The 16,478-nt window shown below is 74.1% G+C and carries 14 protein-coding genes; all 14 read left to right on the top strand.

The genetic code is table 11. The annotated features are described in order from the left end of the window. Position 1 precedes the first annotated feature (1 nt). From ACFVHB_RS15400 to ACFVHB_RS15335, 14 genes are read left to right on the top strand one after another with little or no spacing between them, the layout of a single operon-like run. Positions 2 to 1,945, top strand: a complete 1,944-nt coding sequence (locus tag ACFVHB_RS15400; protein ID WP_380320988.1) for an alginate lyase family protein — start codon at positions 2 to 4, stop codon at positions 1,943 to 1,945. Between the two features lie 15 nt (positions 1,946 to 1,960). Continuing rightward, entirely contained in the window at positions 1,961 to 3,487 is a 1,527-nt protein-coding gene (locus ACFVHB_RS15395; protein ID WP_380321051.1) for a right-handed parallel beta-helix repeat-containing protein, read from the top strand. Position 3,488: 1 nt separating this feature from the next. Further along, positions 3,489 to 4,766, top strand: coding sequence for an O-antigen ligase domain-containing protein (locus ACFVHB_RS15390; RefSeq protein WP_380320985.1), 1,278 nt, complete (start codon positions 3,489 to 3,491; stop codon positions 4,764 to 4,766). Between the two features lie 2 nt (positions 4,767 to 4,768). After that, positions 4,769 to 6,043: a glycosyltransferase gene (locus tag ACFVHB_RS15385; protein ID WP_380320982.1), complete on the top strand. Its 1,275-nt coding sequence runs from the start codon at positions 4,769 to 4,771 to the stop codon at positions 6,041 to 6,043. Further along, a complete protein-coding gene (locus ACFVHB_RS15380; protein WP_380320979.1) occupies positions 6,044 to 7,279 on the top strand; it encodes a methyltransferase domain-containing protein in 1,236 nt (411 codons plus the stop codon). After that, entirely contained in the window at positions 7,276 to 8,088 is an 813-nt protein-coding gene (locus ACFVHB_RS15375; RefSeq protein WP_380320976.1) for a glucose-1-phosphate cytidylyltransferase, read from the top strand. Before ACFVHB_RS15380 ends, ACFVHB_RS15375 begins: the two co-directional genes overlap by 4 nt. Then, positions 8,085 to 8,747: a PIG-L deacetylase family protein gene (locus ACFVHB_RS15370; RefSeq protein WP_380320973.1), complete on the top strand. Its 663-nt coding sequence runs from the start codon at positions 8,085 to 8,087 to the stop codon at positions 8,745 to 8,747. The genes ACFVHB_RS15375 and ACFVHB_RS15370 overlap by 4 nt, the downstream gene beginning before the upstream one ends. A gap of 3 nt (positions 8,748 to 8,750) precedes the next feature. Further along, positions 8,751 to 9,776: an NAD-dependent epimerase/dehydratase family protein gene (locus tag ACFVHB_RS15365; protein WP_380320970.1), complete on the top strand. Its 1,026-nt coding sequence runs from the start codon at positions 8,751 to 8,753 to the stop codon at positions 9,774 to 9,776. Further along, positions 9,764 to 11,047, top strand: a complete 1,284-nt coding sequence (locus ACFVHB_RS15360; RefSeq protein WP_380320967.1) for a DUF4910 domain-containing protein — start codon at positions 9,764 to 9,766, stop codon at positions 11,045 to 11,047. Before ACFVHB_RS15365 ends, ACFVHB_RS15360 begins: the two co-directional genes overlap by 13 nt. A 5-nt stretch (positions 11,048 to 11,052) precedes the next feature. Then, on the top strand, positions 11,053 to 12,390 hold the full coding sequence (locus ACFVHB_RS15355; RefSeq protein WP_380320964.1) for a hypothetical protein: 1,338 nt from the start codon (positions 11,053 to 11,055) through the stop codon (positions 12,388 to 12,390). Beyond that, the gene (locus ACFVHB_RS15350) at positions 12,387 to 13,334 is read left to right on the top strand and encodes a glycosyltransferase family 2 protein (protein WP_380320961.1); all 948 of its coding nucleotides are present in this window, start codon (positions 12,387 to 12,389) and stop codon (positions 13,332 to 13,334) included. The genes ACFVHB_RS15355 and ACFVHB_RS15350 overlap by 4 nt, the downstream gene beginning before the upstream one ends. Further along, positions 13,331 to 14,596, top strand: a complete 1,266-nt coding sequence (locus ACFVHB_RS15345) for a polysaccharide pyruvyl transferase family protein (RefSeq protein WP_380320958.1) — start codon at positions 13,331 to 13,333, stop codon at positions 14,594 to 14,596. Before ACFVHB_RS15350 ends, ACFVHB_RS15345 begins: the two co-directional genes overlap by 4 nt. After that, a complete protein-coding gene (locus ACFVHB_RS15340; protein WP_380320955.1) occupies positions 14,593 to 15,144 on the top strand; it encodes a dTDP-4-dehydrorhamnose 3,5-epimerase family protein in 552 nt (183 codons plus the stop codon). The genes ACFVHB_RS15345 and ACFVHB_RS15340 overlap by 4 nt, the downstream gene beginning before the upstream one ends. A gap of 7 nt (positions 15,145 to 15,151) precedes the next feature. Next, positions 15,152 to 16,477: a glutamate-1-semialdehyde 2,1-aminomutase gene (locus ACFVHB_RS15335; protein ID WP_380320952.1), complete on the top strand. Its 1,326-nt coding sequence runs from the start codon at positions 15,152 to 15,154 to the stop codon at positions 16,475 to 16,477. The last annotated feature ends 1 nt before the right edge of the window (position 16,478 follow it).

The raw sequence follows: 16,478 nt of genomic DNA, 5'->3' as shown, positions 1-16,478 counted from the left end.
GATGAGCGCGGGCTGGTACCTGCGCCGGCTCTCCCGGATGGGGCCGCAGGAGGTCGGCGGACGGATCGGCGACGCGGTGCGCCGGCGGCGCTGGCGCTCGGCGCCGCCGGACGGCCCGCGGGTGACCGGCGCCCGGTTCACCGCCGTGCTGCCCGCCGGGGCGATCGCCGCGGTGCCGGAGGACGCCGCGAAGCGTCTCCTCGCCGAGGCGGACCGGCTGATGGACGGACACGCCGAGTTCTTCGGGGTGGAGCGCGACGACCTGGCCGACCCGGACTGGTGGCGGGACCCGAAGACCGGGCGCCGGGCCCCGGACGGCTACGCCTTCGACGTGCCGTACCGGGACGAGGACGCGGTCGGGGACGTCAAGCAGATCTGGGAGCCGTCCCGGCACCAGTACCTGACCGTGCTCGCCACCGCCTACGCGGTCACCGGGGACGAGCGGTACGCCGAACGGGTGGCCGAGCACCTGCGGTCGTGGTGGGCGGCCAACCCGCCGCTGCGCGGCGTGCACTGGATCAGCGGCATCGAGCTGGGCATCCGGCTGCTCTCCTGGGTGTGGGTGCGCCGGCTGCTCGACGGCTGGCCGGGCGCCGCCGACCTGTTCGAGGGCAACCCGGTGGCGCTGCACCAGATCTGGCACCACCAGCGCTGGCTGGCCGCCTTCCCCAGCCGGGGGTCCTCCGCGAACAACCACGTGATCGCCGAGGCCGCCGGGCAGTTCGCCGCGGCCTGCGCGTTCGACTGGTTCCCCGCCTCGGCGCGCTGGCGGTCCGCCGCGCTGAAGTCGCTGGAGCGGCACCTGCGCGCCAACACCTTCCCGTCCGGCCTCAACCGCGAACTGGCCACCGAGTACCACGGGCTCGTCCTGGAGCTCGGGCTGGCCGCGGTGGCCGAGGCGGACGCGGCCGCCGTCCCGGTCCCCGGGACCGTCCGGCTGGTCCTGCTGCGGATGACCGACGCGCTGGCGGCCGTGGTGGACGACCGGCTGCGGCCCCCGCGCCAGGGGGACGCCGACGACGGGCACGGGCTGGTGCTGGACGGCGCGGGCACCGACCGCTGGGCCTCGCTGCTGGCCACCGGGGAGGCCGTGTTCGGCCGGCTCCCCTGGTGGCCGGAGGTGACCGGCACCGATCTGCGCACCCCACTGCTGGCCGCGCTCCTGCGGCCGTACGCGAAGGACGGAACCGTGACCCGCCCGGCGCGCCGGCCGGTCCACTTCCCCGACGCCGGGATGACCGTCCTGCGCGGCGGCGACGGGATCTGGTGCCGCTGCGACGGCGGCCCGCACGGGTTCCTGTCCATCGCCGCGCACGGCCACGCGGACGCGCTGTCCGTGGAGGTCCGGCACGACGGGGTCGACGTGCTCGCCGACCCGGGGACGTTCTGCTACCACGGGCAGCCCGAGTGGCGGCGGTACTTCCGCTCCACCCTGGGCCACAACACCCTGGAGCTGGACGGCACCGACCAGTCCGTCTCCGGCGGCCCGTTCCTGTGGACCCGGCACGCCGGGAGCCGCGTGCTGGTCGCGGACACCTCCGACCCGGCGGTGGCCCGCTGGTGCGCCGAGCACGACGGCTACCGGCCCTCGGTGCACCGCCGCCGGGTGGAGCTGACCGCCGCGAGCCGGGAACTGCGGATCCTCGACGAGGTGCGCGGCCCGCGCCGGCCGGTGCGGCTGGCGTTCCACCTCGGCCCGGCGGTCACCGCCGAACTGACGGGGAACCGGGCGGTGCTGCGCTGGACCGCGGACGGCGAGGACCGCTCCGCCGTGCTCGACCTGCCCGGCGAGCTCTCCTGGCGGGCGCACCGCGGCGCGACCGAGCCGCCACTGGGCTGGTACTCCCCCGGCTTCGGCCGCAAGGTGCCCGCCACCACCCTGGTCGGCACCGGCTTCACCGACGGCACGCGGGGGTTCACCACCGTGCTCGGGTTCCAGGGCTAGGGGGAGCGGGTGCGGATCGCGAGGCGGCTGCGCGGGGCGGCGGTGCTGGCACTGGCCCTGCTGGTGGCGACCGGCTGTACGAGCACACCGGACGGCGCCCCGGCGGGGCCGACCGCCACGCCGTCCGGGCAGCCCGCGCCGGTGGCCGTGGCCCGGGTGTGCGACCACCTCGCGGAGGGGCCGACGACGGCGCCGGCGGGCGCGGTGACGGTCGACCCCGCGGTGGTCGACGACCTGGCCGTGAAGACCAGGAACAGCCCGCCGCACACCACGTTCTGGCTCCTCCCGGGCACCCACACCCTCGAACCGGACCGCTACGCCCAGGTCATGGCCAAGGAAGGGAACACCTACCTCGGCGCGCCGGGCGCGGTGCTCGACGGTCGGAAGACCAACAACTACGCGTTCAGCGGCACCGCCCCCGACGTCACCATCCGCTACCTGACCGTGCAGGGCTTCGTCGCGCCGCACGACGAGGGCGTGGTCAACCACGACATGGCCGACGGGTGGGTGATCGAGCACACGACGATCCAGCGCAACTCCGGCGCCGGGCTGATGGCCGGCGCCCGCCAGCAGGTCCGCGCCAGCTGCCTGCGCGAGAACGGGCAGTACGGCATGAACGCGTACAAGACCGGTGACTCCATCAAGGGCCTGGTGGTCGAGGACAACGAGGTGGTCGGCAACAACACCGACGACTGGGAGCGGCGGGAGCCGGGCTGCGGCTGCACCGGGGGCATCAAGTTCTGGGCCGTCGACGGCGCCGACGTCCGCGGCAACTGGGTGCACGACAACCGCGGCACCGGGCTGTGGGCGGACAACGACAACAACGACTTCCGCATCGAGCGCAACGTGCTGGAGGGCAACGACGGTGCCGCGCTGATCTACGAGACCAGCTACAACGCGGTCGTCCGGGACAACACGATCCGGCGCAACAACTGGGTCGAGGGCCGCCGGCACGCCGCCGAGGGCGACGACTTCCCGCACTCGGCCGTCTACCTGTCGGAGGCCGGCGGCGAGCCGCGGGTCCCGGCCCGCACCGACAAGATCGAGATCTACCGCAACCTGCTGGAGGACAACTGGTCCGGGATCACCCTGTGGGAGAACGCCGACCGCTTCTGCAACAGCCCGGCCAACACCTCGACCGGCTACTGCACGCTGCTGGTGAAGGACACCCGGCGCTGCGCGGACCCGGCGATCGGCACCGCGCCGCTCTACGCCGACTGCCGGTGGAAGACCCAGCGGGTGGACATCCACGACAACCGCTTCTCCCTCGACACCTCCGTCGTCAAGTGCGCGGCGGAGTGCGGCCGGATGGCGGTGCTCTCCAACTACGGCACCTACCCGGACTGGTCGCCGTACAAGGGCAAGAAGGTCTCCGAGGCGATCACCCGCCAGCAGGACAACCGCTGGCACGACAACGCCTACCGCGGACCGTGGACCTTCGTCCACGACGACCCGGCCCGGCCGCTCGACCCCGGGCAGTGGCAGGGCGCGCCGTACCAGCAGGACGCGGGCAGCACCTTCGCCCCCGGGGCCGGTGGTTGAGATGCGCGCGGACGCGGACACCCGCACGCCGAAGGCCGTCTGGATCGTCTGGGCGCTGCTGGGCCTCAACACGCTCGGCTCCGCCGGGGCGAAGACCATCGTCCGGCTGCCCCGCTCGCTCATCCAGATGGCCACCATGGGCGCGCTGTTCTCCGCGTTCGCGCTGGCGCTCGTGCTCAACCCCCGGCTGCGGGTCCGGGCCAGTGCCTTCGTCCTCCTGCTCACCCTGCTGCTGGTGCCCAGCGTGATCTCCAGCCTGCACCTGGAGGTCGGGTTCGGCGCGCTGTTCCGCTGTGCCCGGCTGGCGATCTTCGTCGGCACGCTGTGGCTGATCAGCCGCTGGTGGGACGGCGGCCTGATGCTGGTCCGCACGCACATCCGGATGTACTTCGCGGTCCTCGGCTCGGTGGCCGCCGGCCTGGTCATCTCGCCGGGCACGGCCATGCCCGAGTACTACGGCGGGCGCCTGGTCGGCGCCCTGTGGCCGCTCACCCCGCCGCAGATCGGCCAGTACTCCGCGGTGATCATCGGGCTCACCGTGCTGCTCCTGCTCGACCGCCGGACCACCGGGAGGAGCGCGGCGCTGATCATCGTGCCGACCTTCGTCCTGCTCGCGATGACCCACACCCGGACGGCCACCCTCGGCCTGCTCATCGGGCTGGCGCTGGCGATCGGCTCGCTCGTCCTGACCAGCGCCGCCGCCCGCCGGTTCTTCGCCTGGGCGGTGGTGGTCTCCACGGTGGCCGCGGTGGCGTTCGCCTCCGCGCTGCAGACCTGGTTCATGCGCGGGCAGAGCAAGGAGAACTTCTCCAACCTCACCGGCCGGGCCAAGGTCTGGGACGCCCTGCTGACCGCGCCCCGGTCGGCCACCGAGCAGGTGTTCGGCATCGGCCTGGGCGACAAGTCCTTCGGCGGGCTGCCGATCGACAACAGCTGGCTGGCCGTCTACAACGAGCAGGGCCTGTTCGGCGTCGCGCTGGTGGCGGCGATCCTCCTCGTGCTGTTCGGGGTCGCGCTGCTGCGTCCGCCCTCGCTGTCGAGGGCCTGCGCGGTCTTCCTGGTCAGCTACGTGGCGATCTCCTCCTACACCGAGGCCGGGCTCGGCGACGCCTCGCCGTACCTGCTGCACCTGGCGCTGGCCGCCTCGCTGCTCGCCACGCCCGCGCCCTCGGCGTCGCCACTGACGCCGCCGCTCCCGGGGCCGCCGCCGGCCCCGACGACGCCCGCGGTCCTGCGGCGGCGCGTCCCCCGCTGGACCCGGAACCGGGAGGTGACCTGACCGTGCACGTCCTCGTGGTGCACAACCGCTACTCCTCGGCGCAGCCGAGCGGGGAGAACAGGGTCGTCGACGAGGAGGTGGGGCTGCTGCGCGCGGCCGGCCACCGGGTCGACGTGTTCGAACGGCGCAGCGACGACATCGCCGCCCGGTCCCTGCTCGGCAAGGCCGCGGTGCCGCTCCTGGTGCCCTGGAACCCGGCGGTCCGCGCGGAGCTCACCGCCCGGCTCCGCGCCGAGCGGCCGGACGTGGTGCACGTCCACAACGTCTTCCCGCTCCTGTCGCCGGCGGTGCTCGCCGCGTGCGCCGACACCGGCGTGCCCGTCGTCGCCACGCTGCACAACTACACCCAGGTCTGCCCGCCCGGCACGCTGCACCGGGACGGCCGGGCGTGCTCCGAGTGCGTCGGGTCGGTGGCGGCGCTGCCCGCCGTCCGGCACGGCTGCTACCGGAACTCCCGGCTGGCGACGGTGCCGCTCGCGGTCAGCCTGTCGGTCAACCGGCGGCGGTGGTGGTCCGGCGTGGAACGGTTCCTCTGCATCTCCGCGGCGCAGCGCGACGTCCTGGTGCGGTCCGGCATGCCGGCCGATCGGCTGGTGGTGAAGCACAACTTCGTGCCCGACCCGGGCGCCCGGCGGGTGGGCGACGGCGAGCACCTGCTCTTCCTCGGCCGGCTCACGGAGAGCAAGGGCGTGCGGCTGCTCATGGCCGCCTGGGACGGGATCGCGGCGGACGGCGGTGTGGGCGTGCCGCTCGTGCTCGCCGGCGCGGGGCCGCTGGAACCCGAGGTGGCCGCCTGGGCGGCGGGCCGGGACGACGTGCGCTACGTCGGCCTGTACGACCCGGCGCGGGTCCGGGAGACCGTCGCGCGCTCGGTCGCGGTGGTGGCCCCCTCGGTGTCGCCGGAGACCTTCGGCCTGGTGGTCGCGGAGGCGATGGCGGCCGGGGTCCCGGCCGTCGCCGCCGGGCACGGCGCCTTCGTCGAGCTCGTCGAGGACGGGGTGACCGGGCTGCTGCACCGGCCTGGCGAGGCGGCCTCGCTGGCGTCCTGCCTGCGCCGGATCACCGCCGATCCGGCCGTCAACCGGGAGCTGGGCCGCACCGCCCGGCACCGTTACGACCAGTCCTTCAGCCCGGCCGTCGGGCTGGAGCGCCTGGTGGAGCAGTACCGGGCCGCGGTCGCGGGCCGGTCCGGCGGCGCGAGCGGTGCGCCGCCGGCAGGGAACGGAAACGCTGGCTCGCGGCGGGACACCCCGCCCGGGCAGGAATGGGGGCAGTAGATGACACGATGCCGACTCTGCGGCTCGACGGCGCTGGGGAGCGTCGTCGACCTGGGGGCGACCCCGCCGTGCGAGAGCTTCCTCGCCGCGGACCAGCTGGACCGGCCGGAGCCGGCGTACCCGCTGCACCTGCGGGTCTGCACCGACTGCTGGCTCGCGCAGATCCCGCCGCTGATCACGCCGGAGGAGACGTTCACGCAGTACGCGTACTTCTCCTCCTACTCGACGTCCTGGGTGGAGCACGCGCGCGCGTTCGTCGAGGACGCCGTGCGGCGGCTGGGTCTCGGCCCCGACGCCTTCGTGGTCGAGGTCGCGAGCAACGACGGGTACCTGCTGAAGCACGTGGTGGACCGCGGGATCCGCTGCCTCGGCATCGAACCGTCGGTGAACGTCAGCGCCGCGGCGCGGGAGAAGGGCGTGCCCACGCTCACCGAGTTCCTGTCCCCCGACACCGGCTCGGCCGTCCGCGCCGAGCACGGCCCGGCGGACCTCGTCGTGGCCAACAACGTGTACGCGCACATCCCCGACGTGGTCGGGTTCACCCGGGGGCTGCGCGCGCTGGTGGCCGACGACGGCTGGGTCTCCATCGAGGTGCAGCACCTGCTGACCCTGATCGAGGAGAACCAGTACGACACGATCTACCACGAGCACTTCCAGTACTACACGGTCGCGTCCGCGACCCGGGCGCTGGCGAGCGGCGGGCTCGCGCTCGTGGACGTCGAGCTGCTGCCCACGCACGGCGGCTCCATCCGCCTGTGGGCCCGGCCGGCGGAGGTGGCCGGCCCGCCGACCCAGCGGGTGGCCGACGTGCTGGACCGGGAGAAGGCCGCCGGACTGCAGGAGCTGTCCGGGTACACCGAGTTCTCCGCCCGGGTGGCCAAGGTGCGCCGGGACCTCCTGCGGTTCCTCGTCGACGCGGCCGATCGCGGCGAGACGGTCGTCGGCTACGGCGCCCCAGGCAAGGGCAACACCCTGCTCAACCACTGCGGCATCCGGCCCGACCTGCTCCCGTACACGGTCGACCGGAACCCCTACAAGCACGGCAGGTTCACCCCGGGCACCCGCATCCCGATCCTGCCGCCCGAGCGGATCGCCACCGACCGGCCGGACTACGTGCTCGTCCTCCCGTGGAACCTGCGGGCCGAGCTGGTCGAGCAGTTGTCCTTCGTGCACGAGTGGGGCGGCCGGCTGGTCTTCCCCATCCCGGAACTGAGCATCGTCGAGGTGAAGCCGTGAAGGTCGTCCTGTTCTGCGGCGGTTACGGGCTGCGGATGCGCAGCGGAGCCTCCGACGACGTGCCCAAGCCGATGGCGATGGTCGGCCCGCGGCCGCTGATCTGGCACGTGATGCGCTACTACGCGTACTTCGGCCACACCGAGTTCATCCTGTGCCTCGGCTACGGGGCGCGCCACATCAAGGACTTCTTCCTCAACTACGAGGAGACGACGTCCAACGACTTCGTGCTGCGGGGCGGGCGGACGGAGCTGCTGTCCACCGACATCTCGTCCTGGACGATCACGTTCGTGCAGACCGGCATCGAGTCGCCGATCGGGGAGCGGCTGCGCCGGGTGCGGCACCACCTGGACGGCGAGGAGATGTTCCTCGCCAACTACGCCGACGTGCTCACCGACGCCCCGCTGCCGGAGATGATCGACCGGTTCGCCCGGCGCGACGCCGGTGCGTCGATGATGGTGGTGCCGCCGCAGCAGTCGTTCCACTGCGTGGACCTGGGCGATGACGGCCTGGTGGGGGGCATCACCCCGGTGAGCGACCTGCCGCTGTGGGAGAACGGCGGCTACTTCGTGCTCCGCCAGGAGGTCTTCGACCACATCCCGGAGAACGGGGACCTGGTCGCCGACGGCTGCACCGAACTGGCCAAGCGCGGCCGGCTGGTGGCGCACCAGCACCGCGGCTTCTGGAAGCCGACCGACACCGTGAAGGAGCGGGCCGCGCTCGACGCGGCCTACGCGCGGGGCGACCGCCCGTGGGCCGTGTGGGAACGGGACGCCGCGCACCCGAGCGGCATCGGGAAGGTGACCGCGTGATCCGGCTCGGGTCCGGGCGCCTGGACCGGATCGTCGCGGTGGCGGCGCACTGCGACGACCTCGCCATCGGCGCCGGCGGCACGCTGCTGACCATGTGCCTCGCGCGGCCCGGTCTGCGGGTCGACGCCCTGGTGCTCTCCGGCGGCGGCGGCGAGCGGGAGCAGGAGGAGCGGGCCGCGCTCGCCGCCTTCTGCCCGGGCGCCGAACTGCACCTGACCGTCGACAAGTTGCCGGACGGCCGGCTGCCCGCGCACTGGGACGAGGCCAAGGCCGCGGTCGAGGAGCTGCGCGCCAGGACCGAGCCGGACGTGGTCCTCGCGCCGCGCACCGAGGACGCGCACCAGGACCACCGCGGCCTGGCGAAGCTGGTGACCACCGCGTTCCGCGACCACCTCGTGCTCGGCTACGAGATCGTCAAGTGGGACGGCGACCTCGGCCGCCCGACGGCGTACCAGCCGCTGTCCCCGGAGACCGCGGAACGGAAGGTGCGACTGCTGCAGGAGCACTACCCCTCGCAACGGCACCGGCCCTGGTACGACCGGGAGGCCTTCCTCGGGCTGGCACGGATCCGCGGCATCGAATGCCACGCGCGCTACGCCGAGGCGTTCGCCGTCACCAAAGTCACACTCGATCTCGGCACACCCAACCTGGGGGGTTGACCCATGCGCGTACTGCTGACCGGACACCAGGGCTACCTGGGCACCGTGATGGCCCCGGTCCTCGCGGCCGCCGGGCACGAGGTCGTCGGGCTGGACGCCGGCCTGTTCGCCGACTGCGTCCTCGGCCCGGCGCCCACCGACCCGGCGGGCCACCGGGTGGACCTGCGCGACGTCACCGCCGAGCACCTGGCCGGGGTGGACGCCGTGATCCACCTGGCCGCCCTGTCCAACGACCCGCTGGGCTCGCTGGCGCCGGACCTCACCTACGACATCAACCACCACGCCTCCGTCCGGCTGGCCCGGCTGGCCCGCGACGCCGGGGCGCGGCGCTTCCTGTACGCCTCCACGTGCTCGGTCTACGGCGCCGCCGGCGGCGACGAGCTGGTGGCCGAGAACGCCCCGCTGCGCCCGGTGACGCCGTACGCGGAGTCCAAGGTGCGGGTGGAGGACGACCTGCACGACCTGGCCGACGGCGACTTCAGCCCGGTGTTCATGCGCAACGCCACCGCCTTCGGCTACTCGCCCCGGCTGCGCGCCGACATCGTGCTGAACAACCTGGTGGGCCACGCGCTGCTGTCCGGCGAGGTGCTGGTGCTGTCCGACGGCACCCCCTGGCGCCCGCTGGTGCACGCCGCCGACATCGCCCGGGCCTTCACCGCCGCGCTGGTCGCGCCGCGCGAGGCGGTGCACGACGAGGCGTTCAACATCGGCAGCGAGACCAACAACGTCACCGTCGCCGAGATCGCCGAGCTGGTCGCCGAGGCGGTGGAGGGCTCGAAGGTCCGGATCACCGGGGAGGCCGGCGCCGACCCCCGCTCCTACCGGGTGGACTTCTCCCGCTTCCGGGCCGCGGTCCCCGACTTCGAGTGCGAGTGGACGGTCAAGCGGGGCGCGCTCGAACTCGCCGACGCCTACCGCGCGTTCGGGCTGACCCAGGAGGCCTTCGAGCAGCGCTTCACCCGGTTGGCCGTGCTGCGCACGGCGTCCGAGGCCGGCACCGTCGACGACACCCTGCGGTGGCGCCGGTGACGGCGGCCGGCGCGGAGATGCACGCGCTGGTGGAGCGGCTGTACCCGCTGTGCCGGAGCATCACCGGCGACGGGGTGCGCGCCACCCTGGAGATCATCGGCGAGTACCTCCCGCTCCAGGTGCACGAGGTGCCGACCGGCACCCGGGTGCTCGACTGGACGGTGCCGCAGGAGTGGAACATCAGGGACGCGTACGTCGCCGACGCCGCCGGCAACCGGGTCGTCGACTTCGCCGCGTCCAGCCTGCACGTGCTCGGCTACAGCGTGCCGGTGTCGGCGACCATGCCGCTGGCCGAGCTCCGCCCGCACCTGCACACCCTGCCGGACCACCCGTCCTGGGTGCCGTACCGCACCAGCTACTACCAGCCCGCCTGGGGGTTCTGCCTGGCCCAGGAGACCTTGGACGCGCTGCCGGACGGCGAGTACGAGGTGCGCATCGACTCCACGCTCGCCGACGGCCACCTCACCTACGCGGAGCACGTCGTCCCCGGGCAGGTCGCCGACGAGGTGATCGTCTCCTGCCATGTCTGCCACCCGTCGCTGGCCAACGACAACCTGGCCGGCATCGCGGTGGCGACGTTCCTGGCCCGGGCGCTGGCCGAGGAGAGGCCCTGGTACACCTACCGGTTCCTGTTCGCGCCCGGCACCATCGGGGCGATCACCTGGCTGGCCCGCAACACGGAGCGGGTGGCGCGGGTCAAGCACGGGCTGGTGCTGGCCTGCGCCGGCGACCGGGGGCAGCTGACGTACAAGCAGAGCAGGCGCGGCGACGCGGAGATCGACCGGGTGCTGCGGCACGTCCTGCGCGCGTCCGAACGGCCGCACCACATCACCGAGTTCACACCGTACGGCTATGACGAGCGGCAGTTCTGCTCGCCCGGGTTCGATCTCGGCGTGGGCTCGCTCAGCCGGACCCCGTACGCCGGCTACCCCGAGTACCACACCTCGGCGGACAACCCGGACTTCGTCTCCCCGGAGGCGATGGCGGACACGCTCGCCGTCTGCCGCGAGGCGTTCGGGGTGCTGGACCGCAACCGGCGGTACGTCAACCTCAGCCCGTACGGCGAGCCGCAGCTCGGCAGGCGCGGGTTGTACGACTCGCTCGGCGGCCGCAGCGACGCGAAGCAGGCCCAGCTGGCCATGCTCTGGGTGCTCAGCCTCTCCGACGGCGAGCACGGTCTGCTGGACGTCGCCGAGCGATCCGGGCTGCCGTTCGACACCGTCGCCGCGGCGGCCGACGCCCTGTGCGGCGCCGGGCTGATCAAGGCGTGACGCCGATGACCACCGAGGCGGCGAAGACGGCGGAGGCGGCGGAGGCGGAGGCGGCGGCACCGGCCCGGTCCTCCGCGAAGCGGGCCCTGGTCGGCCGGCTGTCCTGGGGACTGGCCGACCAGGCGGCCTCCAGCATGTCCAACTTCGTGGTGGGCGTCTACGTCGCCCGCTCGCTGGGGGTGACCGCGTTCGGCGTGTTCAGCCTCGCCTGGGTGACGTACGGCGTGGTGCTCAACGTCTCCCGCGGGCTGGCCACCGACCCGCTCGTGGTGCGCTTCAGCGGCGTACCGGAGGCCTCCTGGCGCGGGGCGGTGGCCCGGTCGACGGGCACCGCCCTCGGTGTCGGCGCGGTCATCGGCGCGGTCTCCCTGGCGGCCGGGCTCGCCCTCGGGGGCCGGGTGGGGTCCGCGTTCGCCGCGCTCGGCGTCATGCTGCCGGGGCTGCTGCTCCAGGACGCCTGGCGGTTCTCGTTCTTCGCCGCCGGCGCCGGGCGGAAGGCGTTCGTCAACGACCTCGTCTGGGGCGTCGCACTCGTCCCGGCCATGGTCGTGGCGGCCCGCGTGGGCAGCGTGGCCGCCTTCGTGCTCGCCTGGGGCGCGTCCGCCGCCGTGGCCGCCGCGTACGGCTGCCTCCAGTCCGGCATCCGGCCGAGGACGACCGGGGCGCGCGGGTGGCTCCGCGAGCAGCGCGATCTCGGCTACCGGTACCTGGTCGAGAACGTCAGCCTCAGCGGCGCGAGCCAGCTGCGGGCGTACGGGCTCGGCGCGATCGCCGGGGTCGGCGCGGTGGGCGCGGTGCGGGGCGCCGAGCTGCTGCTCGGCCCCTTCCTGGCGGTGCTCATGGGGCTGTCGCTGGTCACCGTCCCGGAGGCGGCCCGGGTGCTGCGGCAGGCCCCGCACCGGCTGGGCGCGTTCTGCCTCCTGCTGGGCGGGGGCCAGGCGGCCGGCGCGCTGCTCTGGGGCGGGGCGCTGCTGCTGGTGCCGGACCGGCTCGGTGAGCCGGTGCTCGGTGACGTGTGGCAGTCCGCCGCGCAGCTCGTCGTGCCCCTCACCCTCGGCGTCGCGGGCGCCGGCCTCGGCACCGGCGCGGCGGCCGGGCTGCGCGCGCTCGGCGCGGCCCGGCGCAGCCTGCGCTGCCAGCTGTTCGCCTCCGTCTGCTACGTCGGCGGCGGGCTCGGCGGGGCGGCCCTGGCCGGCACGGCCGGCTCGGCCTGGGGCGTCGCCGCCGCGACCGTCAGCAGCTCGGCCGTGTGGTGGCTGCAGCTGCGGCCCGCCCTGCGGGAGCACAGCCAGGACCCCATCCCCGAAGTAGAGGACGGCATCCCCGAAGTGAGGACCGCATGACCACCCGACCCAGGCTGAGCATCGGCCTGCCCGTGTACAACGGCGAGGAGTACCTGGCCGAGTCGCTCGACGCCCTGCTCGGCCAGACCTACGAGGACTTCGAGCTGGTCATCTCCGACAACGCCTCGACCGACGGGACCGAGGAGATCTGCCGCGCGTACGTCGCGCGGGACCGGCGCGTCCGGTACTTCCGGCTGCCGCGGAACATCGGCGCCACGCCGAACCACAACCGGGTGTTCGCCGAGTCCCGCGGCGAGCTCTTCAAGTGGGCCTCGCACGACGACCTGTACGCCCGGGACCTGCTGCGGCGCTGCGTGGAGGCGCTGGACGAGCGGCCGGACGTGATCCTCGCGCACGCCGACCAGGCGGTCATCGACGGCGACGGCCAGGTGAAGGTCCCCTACGAGTACGGGCTCGCCACCGCCTCGCCGCACGCGCCGGAGCGCTTCCGCAGCATGCTGTTCGAGCCCGGCGGCGACGACTTCTACGGGGTGATCCGGGCCGACGTGCTGCGCCGCGTGAAGCCGATGGACAGCTACCACCACGCGGACCGCACCTTCGTCACCGAGATCGGCCTGCACGGGCCCTTCCACCAGGTGCCGGAGCTGCTGTACTTCCGCCGCGACCACCCCACCCGCGCCGAGCGGGCGAACCCCTCCAAGCGCTCCCGGTGCGTCAACCTGGACCCGCGCCGGGCGGGTCCGCTGCACCCGACGCCCCGGCTGCTCGCCGAGTACGTCTGGGGCTTCGTCACGGCGATCCGGCGGGCGCCGCTGTCCTCGGCCGACCGGCGCGCCTGCTACCGCCACCTCGCCGCCTGGATGGCCAGCCGGGCCCGGCCGGGCGCCGGCGAGCGGGTCGAGGACCGCGCCCCGGTCGACCCGGCCCTGCTCACCGTCTCGGTCGACGCCCTGGTGGCCGGCCGCGAGGGGAGGCGGACATGACGTCCGCGCACCGGAAGCCGGTGCGGGTCGGGGTGTTCGGACTGCTCGGCTCCGGCAACCTCGGCAACGACGGGTCGCTGGAGGCCGTGCTCGGATACCTGCGCGCCGAACACCCGGAGGCGGTCGTCGACGCGCTGTGCGGCGGGCCCGAGGCCGTGACGGCCCGGTTCCGGATCCCCGCCACGCGGCTGCACTGGAACCGCGCCGAGTACCGGACCGCGTCGCGGGCGGGCGCGATCGCGGCGAAGGGCCTGGGCAAGCTCGTCGACGCCGTCCGCACCGCCGCCTGGGTGCGCCGGCACGACGTGGTGATCGTGCCGGGCATGGGCGTCCTGGAGGCCACCCTGCCGCTGCGGCCGTGGGGCTTCCCGTACGCGCTGTTCCTGCTCTGCGCGAGCGGGCGGCTGCTGCGCACCCGGGTCGCGCTGGTCAGCGTCGGCGCAGCCGAGATCCGCAGCCGGCCGACCCGGGCCCTGGTGCGCTGGTCGGCGCGGCTGGCCGCGTACCGGTCGTACCGGGACGCCCCGTCCCGCGACGCGATGCGGGCGATGGGCGTGGACACCGCGCGCGACGAGGTCTACCCGGACCTCGCGTTCGCCCTGCCGACGCCGCCGGCCGGCACGCGACCGGCCGGCGCGCCCCCGGACCCACCGGGCCCGGTCTGCCTCGGGGTGATGGACTTCCACGGCGGGAACGACGACCGCGCCCGGGCCGAGGAGATCCACCGGCGCTACCTCGACGGGACGATCCGGTTCGTCCGCACGCTGGTCGAGGAGGGCAGGCCGGTCCGGCTGCTCACCGGCGACGCGTGCGACGCGCCGGTGGTCGCCGCGGTCCTCGACGCGGTGGACTCGCCGCTGGTCACCGCCGCCGAACCGGCCTCCCTGGCCGACCTGATGACGGAGATGGCGGCCGCCGACACCGTGGTCGCGGTCCGCTACCACAACCTGGTCTGCGCGCTGAAGACCGGTACTCCGGTGCTCGCGCTCTGCTACGCGACGAAGAGCGCCGCGCTCATGGCGGAGATGGGCCTCGGCGCCCACTGCCACCCGGCGCGCGAGGTCGACGCCGACCGGCTGCTCGAACAGTTCCGGGAGCTGGAGAAGAGGTCGACGGAGCTGAGACGGACCCTCGCCGAGCGCAACCTGGCCGCCGCCCGGCGCCTGGAGCACCAGTTCACCGCCCTGACCGCGGCCCTCTTCCCGACGGCCGACCACGCCCACGCCCACGCCCACGCCCACGCCCTGCGGGAGGCCCCATGAAGGTGACCGAAGTCCCGGCGATCGCCGGCGCGTACCTGTTCGAACCGACGCCGTACGCCGACGAGCGCGGCTTCTTCTGCCGCACCTTCGACGCCGACGTCATCCGCTCGGTGGGCCTCGACCCGGACGCCTTCGTCCAGCACAGCGTGTCCCGCTCGTTCCTGGGCGTGCTGCGCGGACTGCACCTGCGCTCCGGCGCCGGCGAGGCCAAGCTGGTGCGGTGCTCGTCCGGGCGGGTCTTCGACGTCGTCGTGGACCTGCGGCCCGGCTCACCGACCTACCTCAACCGGGCCTCCTTCGAGCTGTCCGGCGAGACGCAGGTGAGCGTGTACGTCCCGGCGGGGTGCGCGCACGGCTTCCAGGCGCTCACCGGGACGGCCGACGTCTCGTACCGGATCGACCGCCCGCACGATCCCGCCGAGGACGTGACGATCGCCTACGACGACCCGGACCTCGCCATCCCGTGGCCGCTGCCGGCCGCCTCGGTGTCCAAGCGGGACCGGGAGGCACCGAGCCTCGCCGAGGTCCTGCGGCACGGGGGGAGGTGAGGCCGGCATGGACACCGAGGAGTTCGTCCTGCCCCGGTCGCGGATGGCGAACGCGAGGCTGCACGCCATGGTCCCCGGGGGCGCGCACACCTACGCCAAGGGCGACGACCAGTACCCCGAGCACCTGGCCCCGGTGATCAGCCACGGCCGCGGTGCCCACGTGTGGGACGTCGACGGCAACCGCTACGTCGAGTACGGCTCCGGCCTGCGCTCGGTCAGCCTCGGCCACGCCCACCCACGCGTGCTGGAGGCGGTGCGGCGGGAACTCGACCGCGGCAGCAACTTCGTCCGGCCGTCCATCGTGGAGGTCGAGGCCGCGGAGCGTTTCCTCGCCACGGTGCCGACCGCCGAGATGGTGAAGTTCGCCAAGAACGGCTCCGACGTCACCACCGCCGCGGTGCGACTCGCCCGCGCCGTCACCGGGCGCCCGCGGGTGGCCATCTGCGGCGACCACCCGTTCTTCTCCGTCGACGACTGGTTCATCGGCACCACACCGATGGACGCCGGAATTCCGGCGGCCACCACCGAGCTCACCGTGGCGTTCCCGTACGGGGACCTCGCCGCCACGGAGGAGCTGCTCACCCGGTACCGGGGCGAGGTCGCCTGCCTGATCCTCGAACCCGCCGGCGCCACCGAGCCGCCGCCCGGGTACCTCGCCGGCCTGCGCGAGCTGGCCGACCGGCACGGCTGCGTCCTGGTCTTCGACGAGATGATCACCGGCTTCCGCTGGTCCGAGGCGGGCGCCCAGGGCCTGTACGGCGTCGTCCCCGACCTCTCCACCTTCGGCAAGGCGCTGGGCAACGGGTTCGCCGTCGCCGCGTTGGCCGGGCGCCGCGACCTGATGGAGCGCGGCGGGCTGCGCCACTCCGGCGACCGGGTGTTCCTGCTGTCCACCACGCACGGTGCGGAGACGCACGCGCTGGCCGCCGCGATGGCCGTGCAGGCCGTCTACGTCGAGGAGGGAGTCACCGCCCGGCTGCACGACCTCGGCGAGCGGTTGGCCGCCGGTGTCCGCGAGGCCGCCGCCGGCGCGGGCGTCGGCGACCACCTCCTCGTCCGGGGCCGGGCCAGCAACCTGGTCTTCGCCACCCTCGACGAGAACGGGCAACCGTCGCAGCGGTACCGCACCCTGTTCCTGCGCCAGCTCCTCGCGGGCGGGGTGCTGGCCCCGTCGTTCGTGGTGAGCGGCGCGCTCGGCGACGCCGACATCGACCACACCGTCGACGTGGTGGCCCGGGCGGGTGCCGTGTACCGGAAGGCGCTCGACGCCGCCGACCCCACCCCCTGGCTGGGCGGGCGGCCGGTGAAGCCCGTCTTCCGCCGCTCGGTGTGAC

Origin of the sequence: Kitasatospora sp. NPDC127111, from assembly GCF_042677465.1 — a bacterium.
Classification (GTDB): Bacteria; Actinomycetota; Actinomycetes; order Streptomycetales; family Streptomycetaceae; genus Kitasatospora.
Note: the sequence above shows the minus strand (reverse complement) of the source record. Positions and strands in the feature narration are given on the sequence as shown.